Below are 12,869 nucleotides of genomic sequence, written 5' to 3'. Positions count from 1 at the left end.
GCAATTGGTCCTCATTCTTGTATGGACGAAAATAGTGCGTCTCTGGTCGACGGTTCACGTCGAACTATGCTCAAGAACACAGGTCTGGCGCTTGGTCTGGGTATGACATCAGGCCTCGCGGGCTGTCTTGGGAGTGACGGATCGAACACGCAGTTTTCACCAATTGCAGATGAGTTGACAGTCTGGCATGCAATGGGTGGGACAAACGGAGAGACACTCGATCAGATAGGGGCAGATTTCGAGGCCGAAACTGGCACGGCAGTCAACATGGAGTTCCAAGACTCCTACGAGAATGTCTTGACGAATACACTTGCAGCATTCGACTCCGGAAATGTTTCGGATATGTTGCAAGTCGACAGTTTGTTCGCACAACAGGTGCTTGACACTGGCCGAGTCGAACCCGTCGCAAACATTCTTCCCGACGATTTCGAGACAGATGATTTCCTCGACAACGTCGCTGAATTCTTCACTGTCGACGGAGAACTCGCCTCGCTCCCGTTCAACAACTCGAATGCCATCATGTACATCAACCGCGATGCATTCGAGGCCGCAGGACTTGATCCGGATGACCCACCGACGACACTCGCGGAGGTTCGGAGTGCCTCCGAGCAGTTGGTCGACCAAGATGTGACACAGTTCGGTATCACGTGGCCGAACCACGTCTGGTTCGTCGAAACCTGGTATGCGTTCGAAGGAGAACTACTGACCGATGCCGAAAACGGCCACGCGGGTGAACCATCCGAATTCAACACTCCTGAGGCCGTCTATGATCTCTACGAGTGGTGGAAGGGAATGGCCGACGATGGGCTGTACACCAATCCCGGAATAGAGGCATGGGGCGAGGCAACATCGCTATTCATCGAACAAGAGTCGGCGATGCTTCTGACGAGTACGGCCTCGGTGTCCGGACTGATTGCTGACTCCGAGAACTTCGAGGTCGACGCCGCTCCGTACCCCAGTATCAGCGACACGCGGGTCGGACCGGTCATCGGTGGGGCGTCGTTCTACGTTCCTGCAGGATTGCCCGACGATCGGTACGACGAAATCGGGCAACTGCTCGAATACATGGCCGAGCCCGAAGTGCAAACTGAGTGGCACAAGGGCTCGGGGTATTATCCGATCACCAAGAGTTCAGTTGAATCACTCGAAGCCGAAGGCTGGTTCGAGGAGAATCCAATGTACCGTGTCGCGCTCAATCAACTGCAAAATGGTGATGCTGACAACCCGGCGACGAAACGAGCCCTCCTTGGTCCAGCACGGAATGTCCAGACGACAATCCAAGACAAATCAGTCGACATCATCAACTCGGACGAGATCGACTCGGAGATTGAATCCCTGAAACAGGAAGTCGAAGCCACGCTGGGCGACTACTACTGAAAAGATCAACAGAACGATGTCGACACGAGAAATCTTCGACGGGCGGATCGAATCGGCAGTACTCCTCTTACCGACGGTTCTCGTCTCGCTTGTCTTCTTGTACTACCCAGCAGTGCGTGCGTTCCGAACAAGTTTGTTCGATTCGAGTTTCGGTCGACAAGAGGTGTTCGTAGGCGTCGAAAACTACGTCACACTACTCACCGATTCAGGATACCACACGAACGTCCTGCTTTCGATTCTGTTTGCGGTTTGTGTTGTCGTTGGCGTGATGGTCTTTTCGCTGTACATCACGTTTTTAATTCATGAGGTCGACCACGGCCAGACCCTCTATTTGATTTCGGCGATCTGGCCATACGCACTGCCGCCAGCAGTCGGCGCGCTCGTGTTCTTGTTCATGGTTCACCCAACGCTGGGAGTACTGACAGGACCGGTCGAACTGCTCGGTTTTGATGTCGACTGGTTCAACAATGGACGCCAAGCGTTCGTCGTTGTCGCCCTCGCGGCAATCTGGAAGCAGATCGGTTACAACGTGATCTTTATGATCGCTTCGATGAACAGCATTCCCGACACGCTGACCGAGACAGCCAACATCGACGGTGTGAGTCGACTACGACGGTTGGTTTCGGTGTACGCACCGATAATGTCCCCAACGCTGTTCTTCCTCGTGATTATCAATACGATCTATGCCTTCTTCGGTACGTTTGCGTTCGTCGACTTGCTCACCGGCGGTGGCCCCTCGAACGCGACGAACATCCTGATTTTCGATCTCTACCGCGAAGGGTTCTCGTATTTCAACTTCGGTCTCGCGTCGACGAAATCGGTCCTGCTGTTCCTCGTCGTCGGGATTCTCATGTATATCCAGTTTCGGCTCACCGATGAGCACTCTCACTACGGTGCCTAACAATGATAGAACCCATTCAGTACACCAAACAGCGTCTTGCATCGGTAAAAGAGCAATCGACAGCCGAGACGGGATTCGGAAGTCCAGTCGGTGTCCATCTGCAGATCTGGCTACTCGTATTCCTTGTTGTGTTTCCAATCTTTGTCGCGCTGATCGTGAGTACGAAACCACAAGGGATCGTCACGAGTCTGAGTGATCTCGTTCCGGGAACGTATGCCGTCGAGAACTACCGCGAGGCGATTGTCGACTACAACTTCGCTCGTTACATGTGGAATTCGTTCGTGATGGCTGTAATCATTGTTGTCGGCAAGCTCATCGTTTCGGTGTGCGCTGCGATGGCAATCGTCTACTACCGAGTTCCGTACAAAAATCTCGTCTTCTTGTTTATTCTGTTTACGTTGATGCTACCGGTCCCCGTTCGGTTTATTCCGCTGTTCCAGCTAATCAACGACCTCGGATGGGGAAACACGCTACTCGCGATTACAGTGCCGTATCTCGCAAGTGCGACGAGTGTGTTCATCCTTCGACAGCACTTCCTTTCGATCCCGACTTCGATCGTTGAGACGGCGAAACTGGATGGTGTCGGGCCCGTAAAATTCCTGTTTTCAGTGCTGATTCCGATGTCGAAAGGGGTGCTGGTCGGAGTCTCAATAATCATGTTCGTCTATGCGTGGAACCAATATCTGTGGCCACTGGTGATCATTGACTCCCAGGCCAATCAGGTCGCACAGGTTGGCCTTAGTCTCCTTGAAGGCGATGTACAGGGAGGCCAGTTGTCGTGGTCACTTGTGATGGCTGGATCGATGTTGACACTGATCCCTCCGCTGGCGTTGATGATTCTGTTCCGAAAACCGTTGTTAGAAACATTCAGCATTCAACAAAAATAATCCATGACAAGAATCCAACTACAAGACCTTCGCAAGGAGTTCGATGACGTCACTGCAGTCGACGGAATCGACCTCACGATCGAGGATGGCGAGTTCCTCGTCATCGTTGGCCCGAGTGGCTGTGGCAAGAGTACGACACTCCGGCTTCTCGCAGGACTCGAACACGCGACTGACGGACGAATCCGCATGAACGACCGGGATGTCACTGGCATCGAACCCAAAAACAGGAACATTGCGATGGTGTTCCAGAACTACGCGCTGTACCCGCATATGACTGGTCGACGGAACATCAGTTTCGGCATGAAGTCAGCAGGTGAGTTCACCGACCGAGAGATCGAAAAACGGGTCGACCAAGCATCCGAAACGCTCGATATTGCCGATCTGTTGGATCGGAAACCCCAAGCGATGTCCGGTGGCGAACGCCAGCGTGTTGCGCTGGGCCGAGCGATCGTTCGTGATCCGGATGCCTTTTTGATGGACGAACCGCTGTCGAATTTGGATGCGAAACTCCGGATTCAGATGCGCGCCGAGCTGACGAAGCTCCATTCGGAACTGGGGACGACGACGGTATATGTCACACATGATCAGACCGAAGCGATGACACTCGGTGAGAGAGTTGTTGTCATGGAGGATGGCCGAATCATGCAGGTCGACACACCACAGGTGCTGTATGATTTCCCCGAACACAGATTCGTCGCCGAATTTATTGGCGATCCAGCGATGAATATGATCGACGTCTCGCTCGAAACCGGCTCAGCAGTTCACGACGCGTTTCGATTACCACTTCCAACAGGCGGCGCATACAGCGAGGAGTGGACCGAAGCGAACCGAGCTGCAGTGCTCGGTATCCGGCCAGAGGATCTGTATCTGGCGAAAGAGCGACCGAATCTCGGGCAAACAACGTTCACTGCTACTGTCGACGTCACTGAACCACTCGGTGACAGTCTGTTGTTGCACTGTTCGGTCGGTGAGTCGAAATTCAAGATGGAAGCTGAACCAAGAGCCACAATCGAACCTGCTGACGAGATCGAAGTAATGTACGATCCGGCTCGTCTCCATCTCTTCGATCCAGAAACCGGGGAGTGTCGATATCATTCCGAACAGTCGACCGCCTCATTAGAACGTATCGAAAACACACCAGAACCGTAGTCAAAGGCAGATCGTTTGAAATGGATGGTTTGAGACGGATGATTACAAGACGCACTGCGGCAACCTACTCGACAGGAGCACTCACAATGCTCTTGGCAGGGTGTATGAGTCGAGAGACAATGAGAGACACACAAATTACGGGCGATGACGTACAGATCGTTGGGCATCGGGGCTGTGCTGGGCAGTATCCAGAGAATACGGTACTCGCAATGAAACGCTCGGCACCACACGTCGACATGATCGAAATCGATGTCCAGCGATGTGGCTCCGGTGAACTGATCGTCTTTCACGATGATACATTAGACCATCTCACAGAGGCGAGTGGATCAGTTGCGTCGACCGACTGGGAGACCATTCGGGAACTGACAGTGGGTGACTCCGAGCAGACGATTCCACGGTTGGCGACGGTTCTTGATGCGATTCCCACAGATACGGGAGTCAATATCGAACTCAAGCACGTGGGAATCGCTGATGACGTGCTTGCTATTGCAGCGCAAATCGACAATACGGTTCTGTATTCGTCGTTTCAGCCAGCCGCATTGAGTGAGGTACAGACCGTCGACCCAACTGCGAACTGCGCATTACTGTTTGCAGACGCATCCGAGAAATCGGTACAGACAGCAATAGATCTCGACTGCACTGCGATCCACCCGAGATACGATCTTGTTCTCACAACTGACCTAATGAAAACGGCGCGAAAAAATGGGTTCCGTGTGAATACCTGGACGATCTCTGATTCGGATGTCGCAACGGAGCTTATTCAGACTGGAGTCGACGGGCTGATCGTCGACTATTGGAACTTGGAATTTTCGTCGGCTTGAAAAGAGGCAGTACTGAGGGCGATTGACTGTTTTGTTCTATTCTGAAATCAGTCCACAGGTCGAATCGTCGCGTCGACAGAGCCACCCGGCCGCAACGTCGGCGTCGCCCGAAGATCATCCAGTGCGTCCTCGGCTACGTCGACATCGAAGTTTCGAACAATCGTTGCCAGCGCCAAGCGCGCACCCGTGATCGAAAACTGTCGACCGATACAGGCGTGCGGCCCACTGCTGAACGGGAAGTAGGCCTCGACCTCTTGGGGCGACCGGTCGAGCCACCGATCCGGGTCGAACTGCTCGGGATTCTCGAAGTACCGCGGGTCGCGATGGATCGACCACTGCGGCATGATGATCGCCGCCCCCTCCGGAACCCGATACTCCCCGAGCCGCACGTCCGCCGACGCCTGCCGGAAGACCGCCCACGCCGCCGGATACAGTCGCAGCGCCTCCTGAAACACCCGACCCGTATATTCGAGATCCGAAACGTGGTCGTAGCTTGGCGTCTCGTCGCCGATGACCTCGTTGGCCTCCTGCCGTACTTGCTCTCTGATTTCGGGATGCTGCGAGAGCAGACACTGCGTATACGTGAGCGACAGCGCGGTGGTCTCGTGGCCAGCGATCAGGAACGTCGACACTTCGTCGCGGATCTGATTGTCCGGGTACTCCACATCAGGTTTGTCCTCGGCCAGCAACAGCATCGTCAGCATGTCCTTCGGTCGCTCGGTGTCGTCGGGGTCGCGGGCTGCAAGATCCGCCCGTCGACGCTCAATCAACTCCTCGGCCAAGCCGAGAATCCCCTCTGCAGCCTTCTTGAACTCGGGATCAGTCCGGGTGGGAACCCACTCGGGAGTCACAGCATCAAGACCAAACTCGAATTCGTCGCCGGCGGTCTGCATCCAGCCGTGGAACTCCTCGGCGCGCTGTTTGCCGATGTCTTCCCCGAGCAGGATTTCGCTTGCAACCCGAACGGTGAGGGCGGTCATCTCGCCGTGGAGGTTCCGGGAGAGCGACTCGGCGGAGCCAAGTTCGGTCGACCACTCCTCGACCAACGTCTCGACGCGTCGACCGACCGTGTTCGCGTAGGCTTTGACTTGTGGGCCCATGAACGCCGGTCCCATGATGCCGCGTTGTTGTTCCCAGAGACCGCCCTCGCTTTGAACTAGTCCCTGCGTGGCGATCAATGCGGCCGGACCGCTGGCGGGAACGCGGCTGAACTCGGCCGGCCGAGAGAGTGCGTCGTGAACCAACTCGGGGTTCGTCACGACGACCAGCGGCGCGCGGCCGGGGATCGGAACGGCCGCGGCGTCATCGAACCGTGATTGCATCGTCTCGATAAACCGAAAGGTGTCGTCGCCGAACCGGAGCGCATTCAACAGGCCCGACTCCGGTGGATTCGGCAAATCGCGTGCCATATCCCATCTACGGCCTGACCCGGCTTGTAGGTTGGGCTGAAACGGACTGTTGGAGGCTGCATGAGGCGATATTTTAAGCGGCGGGCCTCCCTGTGTAAACTCATGTACGATACTGTTCTGGTGCCAACTGACGGAAGCGATACAGTCGAGCGAACCCTCCCACACGCACTCCGGCTTGCGGCCGACACCGACGCAACGATGCAGATCGTCTACGTCGTCGACACACGAGCGATCCATGCCGCCGACGCCGACGAACGGGACGCGGTCGACGCCGACCTCACGGAAGCCGGCGAGACCGCCGTCGAAACGATTGCTGACCGGGCGGCTGCCAAAGGAATCGACACCGAAACCGCGATCCGGCGGGGCACACCCGACAAAGAAATCGTCCGCCATGCTGAGGAACACGACAGCGACGTCATCGTCATCGGCACTGATGGCAAAACCCCACGCGAGAAACTGCAGGCCCTCGGTAGCGTCTCCGAACGAGTCGTCGACAACGCGCCGATTCCAGTGTTCGTTATCAAAGGCCGCACCGAATGATCGTAACCGCCATCGCCAGTCGGTGATGAGCGACACGCTTAACCGCGAAACCGGCTGAAAAAGACGTAATGACTACCGCACGTCCGGAGGTGTCGACATGAGCTCCGATGCCGTCAGCGACGCCGATCCGTTCCGGCAGGCGTGTGAGGCGCTCGTCGAGGAGATCATCGCTGGCGAGATCGACCGCGATGACCTCGAATCCGCCAAGTTACGGGTCTGTTCGGAGTACTCCGCACCGAAGGTCCCACAGAACACCGAACTCCTCGAAGCCGCCCCCACCGAACACCGCGAGGACGTCAAAGCAGTCGTCAAACGGAAACCCGTCCGCACTGCCTCCGGCGTCTCCCCGGTGGCGATCATGACCTCGCCACACATGTGTCCCCACGGGAAGTGTCTCTACTGTCCCGGCGGCCCCGCCAGCGAGTTCGACTCCTCACAGAGCTACACCGGCCACGAGCCCGCGGCCGCCCGCGGCGTCCAAAACGACTACGACCCGTATGGACAGGTCACCCTGCGGCTCCACCAACTGCGGACGATTGGCCACCCCGTCGACAAGGTCGAACTCATCCTGATGGGCGGGACGATGACCGCCCGGAGCCACGACTACCAGGAGTGGTTCGTCAAACGCGCCCTGCAGGCGATGAATGACTATGACCTCGACAGCAACCCCGAGGCCGCCGAGGGCGTCAGTTTTGCCCAAGATCCCGACGACTACGAGTTCGCGTATCTCGAAGACGTGATCGCCAAAAACGAGACCAACGAAATCCGAAATATCGGGACGACCTTCGAGACCAAACCCGACTGGTGTGATCCCGAGCAGATCAACCGCATGCTCGACCTCGGTGGGACGAAAGTCGAGGTCGGCGTCCAGACCACCTACGAGCGAATTAATCGAGAAATGCACCGCGGCCACGGCAACCAAGCCTCGATTGACGCCAACCGCAGGCTTCGAGACTCTGGCTTCAAAGTCGGGTTCCACATGATGCCCGGCCAGCCCGGCATGACCAAGGAGATGTGTCTGGAGGACTTCCGCCAGATCTTCTCGAATTCGGATTACAAACCCGACTACCTCAAAATCTACCCCACACTCGTCGTTAGGGATACCCTAACCTACGATATGTGGCGGCGCGACGAGTACGACCCACTCGACAACGAGCAGGCCACCGAACTCATTAGCGAGATCATGGGGATGATCCCGAAGTACACCCGCCTCCAGCGCGTCCAGCGCGACATCCCGGCCGACTTCATCGATGCCGGTGTCTGGAAGTCGAACCTCCGACAACTCGCCTCCCAGCGGGCCGACGAAAAGGGGATAGAGATCAACGACATTCGCGCCCGCGAGGTCGGCATGAACGAGGCCGATCCGAACGCCGACGATATCGAACTCGACGTGATGACCTACGAGGTCTGCGGCGGCACCGAACACTTCATCAGTTTCGAAGACCCGGTTCAGGACCTCCTCATTGGCTTTTGTCGACTCCGCTTCCCGAACGATCCGGTGCGCCGCGAACTCCAGAACGCGGCCATCGTCCGCGAGCTCCACGTCTATGGCAGCGAGGCCGGCATCGGGAAAGACGCCGGCGACCGCGACTGGCAACACCGTGGCTACGGAAAGAAACTACTCGCAAAGGCCGAGGAACTCACCGTCGACGCCGGGTTCAACAAACTCAGCGTGATCTCCGGGATCGGCGTTCGGCAGTACTACCGCGAGAAACTCGGTTACACCCAAGACGGACCGTACGTCAGTAAGTGGCTGTGAGTGGTAGCAGACACCAGCAAATGGTAGCAGATGGTAACAAATGGGTTTCTATGGTATCAAACCGGTTAGTCGTCGACTAATCGCGCAACGATACGGAGTCGACGGTAGTCTGCGGTCCACGACCCATCAGTGAAGAACTCATTGCGAAGCCGATTCTCGACGCCCTCGATCACTGACTGCTGGACGTCAGCCGACAGGGAGGCCAGCAGGCTGTCGCCGAACCCCTCCATCCACGTAGCGAGGCCACGCTCGCCGTCGAGGTCGGTTGGCCGGTCGAACAGTGTTGCATACTGCACCTCGAACCCGTGGCTTTCGAGTTTCGTGGCGTACTCGCCGATGGTCGGAAAGTACCACGGCATCGGCGTCTCGTATCCCCGTTCGGCCAGTTCGGCGTGGGTTGCCGAGACGATGGCCTCGATATTTCCGTGGCCGCCGAGTTCGGCGACAAAGCGCCCGCCCGGGCCGAGCGCGTCGACAACCGACTCCAGGACCGCGTCCTGATCGGTCATCCAGTGGAGAGCCGCGTTCGAAAATATCGCATCGAACGGGGAGTCGACCGTAAACTCGTGTGCGTCCGCACAGATGAACTCGCAGTCGGGATAGTTCTCGCGTGCTGAGTCGACCATCTCGGCGGAGCGATCCATCCCAACTGCGGTTGCGCCCGCATCCGAGATCTGCTGTGTGAGATGGCCCGTTCCACAGCCCAGATCGAGAATTCGTTCGCCCGGTTGGGGATCTAAGAGGTCGACAACGTCCTCACCGTACTCGTAGACGAACGAGTGGGCGTCGTCGTAGGTGGCCGAATCCCAACGCTGGTCAGTCTCGGACGGTGGACTCATTGTCGCCAGAAAAACGCTACTCAGTGTAAAGACTACTCACTGCAATTGAACTTAGGGAGCGGCGTCCAAGGGCTGATTGCCTCAAAAATGATCAAACAGACGATCCTAGCCGGTCGCTTCGGCGAGACCGAAGAAGTCGCCAACGTCGCACTGTTTCTCGCCAGTGATATCCTACGTCAACAGTGAGTCTATCTTAGTCGACGGCGGGATGACCCACACCTAAGTAGCCACCTCCTACCTAAAACGGACAGCGGGACACAACCGCTTTGGCCTACTGGCAGTACAGTATATTCATGTCCGATCCTGTCGACCACGCCCCAATAGGGGAGTGGCGACTCATCCGCGAGGAGGCTCGTCCCGGCCCGATGCAGATGGCACTCGACGAGATCGCCGCCGAAACCGCTGCCGCAGGCGGCCCCCGAACCGTCCGCGTCTATCAGTGGGATCCCAGCTGTCTCTCACTTGGCTATCATCAGGACCCCCAGACGGTCGACTGGGAGGCCTGCGAGCAGGCAGGCATCGACGTCACCCGCCGCCAGACCGGTGGCGGCGGCATCTACCACGACAGCTACGGCGACATTTCCTATTCGATTACCGCTCCAGTCGACGAGTTCCCAAGTGACCTCCTAGAGGCCTATCACCAACTCTGCCAGCCAGTGCTCGCGGCCTTCGACCGAATGGGCGTAGAGGCTTCCTTCGTCGAGACCGAAGCCGAGGAACTCTACACCCCGGCCTGCTACCTCCGGGCACTCCATCCGGCCCACGACATCGTCGCGGGCGGTCGAAAGATCAGCGGCAACGCCCAGTACCGCCGGAAGGATGCGGTGATCCAGCACGGGTCGCTGACCTACAGTGTGGATGCAGAGCGACATCTGTCGACGTTTGTCGATCCACCCACTGACGCCGAGACATTCGGCAAGCGTGTGACTGGTATTGACGAGCAGAGCGATATCAACCGAGAAGAAGCGGTCACAGCTCTCGAAGACGCGCTCGCGGAGTGGTGTGGAGCCACTGAGAGCTCGTGGACCGACGCGGAACTCCAGCGAGCCAGAGCCCGCGTCGACGAGCGGTACGCTGCCGAGGAATGGGTTCAGCGAACGCCGGGTCAACGAGAGAAATAAGCCAGTAGTCGGTCCCTACTGTTCGTCCGCGTTGCCGACCGGAGCGCCACAGTCGGGACACTGGTCTGCGAGCAGTGTCATCTGGGCATCGCAGACCGAACAGTACCGCCGGTAGCAGGCTGGATCGCCCATACTATTCCCTGTGACTCGTCGACCATAGCTGTGGTGTCGCCCGAGTCGGCAGCGCTGGCCCGCCGACAGCAACCGGGCATCGAAGTCGCTTTGAGTATCGTCTTTCTATTAGAGGCTATGAACGTCGGTGCACACGTTTCGATCTCAGGGTCCCGTGTCTCCTCGGATACGGAGACGCCGGAGTACAGCGATATTCGCAACGCGATTCCCCGCCAACTTGCCTTCGGCGGCAACTGCGGACAGATCTTCACCACCTCACCACAGGTCTGGAAACAGCCGGAGATCAGCGACGAGGCCGCCGCTGGCTTCCGCGATCTCACCAGCGAGAAACTGGAGGGACCATGGGTGATCCACGGCTCCTACCTCGTCAATCTCTGTACACCGAAAGACGACCTCAGACAAAAGTCACTCGACAGCCTGCAGGCCGAACTCGACGCTGCCGAGCAGTTAGGCATTACCTACGTCAACGTCCATCTTGGTGCCCATACCGGCGCGGGCGTCGAGGGGGGACTCGACAACGCTGCGAGCGTCATCGCAGACCTCGATGTTCCGGATGACGTCCAGCTCCTCATCGAGAGCGATGCGGGAAGCGGCACCAAACTCGGCGGTGAGTTCGAGCACCTCGCCGGCATCATCGAGCGGACGGACAAAGAGATCGGCATCTGTATCGATACCGCCCACACGCTGGTCGCAGGCAACGATCTGACCACACCCGAGGCAGTCGACGAGACGGTCCAACGCTTCGATGAGGTCGTGGGTCTCGAACACCTCGAATACATCCACCTCAACGACTCGAAACACGACGTCGGCACCCACAAGGACGAACACGCCCTAATCGGTGAGGGATATATCGGGGAGGATGGGATCGCCGCCATCATCAACCATCCCGAACTCCGAGACCTGCCGTACGCACTCGAAACGCCGACCGAGGACGGCAAGGGCTTCGAGTGGAACATCGCCAAAACCAAACAACTCCGCGAGAACTGATCGGGCGTGCGACGGTTCTCCGCCGACTACCTCGAACAGACCCGCGAGGGGATGTGGGCCGATTCTCGGGAGGCACTCGTCGACCTCGATCTCGACTCCCGCAGCCGAATCCTGGACGTCGGCTGTGGCACCGGCGAACTGACTCGCGTACTGGCGGCCGACTCGCCCGCCGAGGTCGTGGGCTGCGATGCCGACCCGCGACTCCTAGAGGTCGCCCACGAACACGTGCCAACTGTTGCTGGCGACGGCCTTCGGCTCCCGTTTGTCGACGACAGTTTCGATCTCGTCGTCTGTCAGGCCTTGCTTATCAACCTCCCCGACCCCGCTGCTGCCCTCCAAGAGTTCGCCCGTGTTTCCTCGGACCTCGTGGCTGCCATCGAGCCGAACAACGCAGCCGTGAGCGTCGATTCCACGGTCGACCGCGAGGTCGATCTCGAATCCCGGGTTCGAGAAACCTATCTCCGGGGTGTCGAGACCGATGTGGCCCTCGGCGACCGTGTCGAAACGCTGTTCGAGGCGGCCGGAATCGAAGTCGAGTCGACCCGCCGCTATACCCACGAAAAGCGAACCGACCCACCCTACAGCGAGACTGCCCTCCGGAGTGCGGCTCGGAAGGCAAGTGGGGCAGCCATTGCAGACCACGAGACAGAACTTCGGCGTGGGTTAAAGAACCAAGAGTCGAGCTATGACGAACTCCGCCGCGAGTGGCGAGAGATGGGTCGGAGCGTCATCGAGGAGATTCAGCGCGGCCAGTACGAACGCATCGAACGAGTACCGTTCGATGTGACCGTTGGTCGGGTCGACTGACGAACGGTTGCGCGAGCCCTCACCGCCACCAACGATTGCAATCCGGGCCGAGTCCAAGACGCGTTTCTTGCGTTCCTCACTGTGTCGTCGGAAAGCTCGTCTACGAAACTCACCAGTACCTCAGTGGAAGTCATAACAGC

Annotated in this window: 13 protein-coding genes; 11 read left to right on the top strand and 2 right to left on the bottom strand. The window is 58.0% G+C overall.

All coding sequences use genetic code 11. From position 1 onward, the window contains the following. Positions 1-192 precede the first annotated feature (192 nt). From HALTADL_RS11515 to HALTADL_RS11495, 5 genes are all read left to right on the top strand, one after another. Complete coding sequence (locus HALTADL_RS11515; RefSeq protein ID WP_089672353.1) at positions 193-1,377, top strand: ABC transporter substrate-binding protein; 1,185 nt, start codon at positions 193-195, stop codon at positions 1,375-1,377. Between the two features lie 16 nt (positions 1,378-1,393). Further along, entirely contained in the window at positions 1,394-2,278 is an 885-nt protein-coding gene (locus tag HALTADL_RS11510; RefSeq protein ID WP_089672355.1) for a carbohydrate ABC transporter permease, read from the top strand. A gap of 2 nt (positions 2,279-2,280) precedes the next feature. Beyond that, on the top strand, positions 2,281-3,165 hold the full coding sequence (locus HALTADL_RS11505) for a carbohydrate ABC transporter permease (protein ID WP_089672357.1): 885 nt from the start codon (positions 2,281-2,283) through the stop codon (positions 3,163-3,165). A gap of 3 nt (positions 3,166-3,168) precedes the next feature. Beyond that, positions 3,169-4,314, top strand: a complete 1,146-nt coding sequence (locus HALTADL_RS11500) for an ABC transporter ATP-binding protein (protein ID WP_089672359.1) — start codon at positions 3,169-3,171, stop codon at positions 4,312-4,314. A gap of 119 nt (positions 4,315-4,433) precedes the next feature. Next, positions 4,434-5,135: a glycerophosphodiester phosphodiesterase gene (locus HALTADL_RS11495; protein WP_089672361.1), complete on the top strand. Its 702-nt coding sequence runs from the start codon at positions 4,434-4,436 to the stop codon at positions 5,133-5,135. 47 nt (positions 5,136-5,182) lie between these two features. Here HALTADL_RS11495 and HALTADL_RS11490 read toward each other — a convergent pair whose 3' ends face one another. Beyond that, a complete protein-coding gene (locus HALTADL_RS11490; protein WP_089672363.1) occupies positions 5,183-6,544 on the bottom strand; it encodes a cytochrome P450 in 1,362 nt (453 codons plus the stop codon). A 102-nt stretch (positions 6,545-6,646) separates the two neighbouring features. Here HALTADL_RS11490 and HALTADL_RS11485 point away from each other — a divergent pair, with 102 nt between their 5' ends. Together HALTADL_RS11485 and HALTADL_RS11480 are read left to right on the top strand one after the other, a co-directional pair. After that, complete coding sequence (locus tag HALTADL_RS11485; protein ID WP_089672365.1) at positions 6,647-7,084, top strand: universal stress protein; 438 nt, start codon at positions 6,647-6,649, stop codon at positions 7,082-7,084. A gap of 97 nt (positions 7,085-7,181) precedes the next feature. Next, positions 7,182-8,843, top strand: a complete 1,662-nt coding sequence (locus HALTADL_RS11480; RefSeq protein WP_089672367.1) for a tRNA uridine(34) 5-carboxymethylaminomethyl modification radical SAM/GNAT enzyme Elp3 — start codon at positions 7,182-7,184, stop codon at positions 8,841-8,843. 65 nt (positions 8,844-8,908) lie between these two features. Here HALTADL_RS11480 and HALTADL_RS11475 read toward each other — a convergent pair whose 3' ends face one another. Next, positions 8,909-9,682 (bottom strand): class I SAM-dependent methyltransferase, encoded by a 774-nt coding sequence (locus tag HALTADL_RS11475; RefSeq protein WP_089672368.1) that lies wholly within the window; start codon positions 9,680-9,682, stop codon positions 8,909-8,911. 45 nt (positions 9,683-9,727) lie between these two features. Here HALTADL_RS11475 and HALTADL_RS17400 point away from each other — a divergent pair, with 45 nt between their 5' ends. From HALTADL_RS17400 to HALTADL_RS11460, 4 genes are all read left to right on the top strand, one after another. Beyond that, positions 9,728-9,868: a hypothetical protein gene (locus tag HALTADL_RS17400; protein ID WP_162551720.1), complete on the top strand. Its 141-nt coding sequence runs from the start codon at positions 9,728-9,730 to the stop codon at positions 9,866-9,868. Between the two features lie 107 nt (positions 9,869-9,975). Continuing rightward, positions 9,976-10,803 carry a lipoate--protein ligase family protein gene (locus HALTADL_RS11470; RefSeq protein ID WP_089672370.1) on the top strand — a complete coding sequence of 276 codons (828 nt, stop codon included), beginning with the start codon at positions 9,976-9,978 and terminating at the stop codon, positions 10,801-10,803. Between the two features lie 249 nt (positions 10,804-11,052). Next, complete coding sequence (locus HALTADL_RS11465; RefSeq protein WP_089672372.1) at positions 11,053-11,922, top strand: deoxyribonuclease IV; 870 nt, start codon at positions 11,053-11,055, stop codon at positions 11,920-11,922. A 6-nt stretch (positions 11,923-11,928) separates the two neighbouring features. Next, positions 11,929-12,729: a class I SAM-dependent methyltransferase gene (locus HALTADL_RS11460; RefSeq protein ID WP_089672374.1), complete on the top strand. Its 801-nt coding sequence runs from the start codon at positions 11,929-11,931 to the stop codon at positions 12,727-12,729. Positions 12,730-12,869 lie beyond the last annotated feature (140 nt).

Source organism: Halohasta litchfieldiae, assembly GCF_002788215.1.
Classification (GTDB): domain Archaea; phylum Halobacteriota; class Halobacteria; order Halobacteriales; family Haloferacaceae; genus Halohasta; species Halohasta litchfieldiae.
The sequence above is the reverse complement of the archived record's forward strand: the minus strand, read 5'-3'. Positions and strand labels throughout refer to the sequence as shown.

Excerpts from the sequence above, each read along its gene's own strand:
- HALTADL_RS11475 (WP_089672368.1), bottom strand. The coding sequence starts at position 9,682 with ATGAGTCCACCGTCCGAGACTGACCAGCGTTGGGATTCGGCCACCTAC.
- HALTADL_RS11495 (WP_089672361.1), top strand. The coding sequence starts at position 4,434 with ATGAGAGACACACAAATTACGGGCGATGACGTACAGATCGTTGGGCAT.
- HALTADL_RS11490 (WP_089672363.1), bottom strand. The coding sequence starts at position 6,544 with ATGGCACGCGATTTGCCGAATCCACCGGAGTCGGGCCTGTTGAATGCG.
- HALTADL_RS11505 (WP_089672357.1), top strand. The coding sequence starts at position 2,281 with ATGATAGAACCCATTCAGTACACCAAACAGCGTCTTGCATCGGTAAAA.
- HALTADL_RS11510 (WP_089672355.1), top strand. The coding sequence starts at position 1,394 with ATGTCGACACGAGAAATCTTCGACGGGCGGATCGAATCGGCAGTACTC.
- HALTADL_RS11465 (WP_089672372.1), top strand. The coding sequence starts at position 11,053 with ATGAACGTCGGTGCACACGTTTCGATCTCAGGGTCCCGTGTCTCCTCG.
- HALTADL_RS11480 (WP_089672367.1), top strand. The coding sequence starts at position 7,182 with ATGAGCTCCGATGCCGTCAGCGACGCCGATCCGTTCCGGCAGGCGTGT.
- HALTADL_RS11470 (WP_089672370.1), top strand. The coding sequence starts at position 9,976 with ATGTCCGATCCTGTCGACCACGCCCCAATAGGGGAGTGGCGACTCATC.
- HALTADL_RS11515 (WP_089672353.1), top strand. The coding sequence starts at position 193 with ATGGGTGGGACAAACGGAGAGACACTCGATCAGATAGGGGCAGATTTC.
- HALTADL_RS11485 (WP_089672365.1), top strand. The coding sequence starts at position 6,647 with ATGTACGATACTGTTCTGGTGCCAACTGACGGAAGCGATACAGTCGAG.
- HALTADL_RS11500 (WP_089672359.1), top strand. The coding sequence starts at position 3,169 with ATGACAAGAATCCAACTACAAGACCTTCGCAAGGAGTTCGATGACGTC.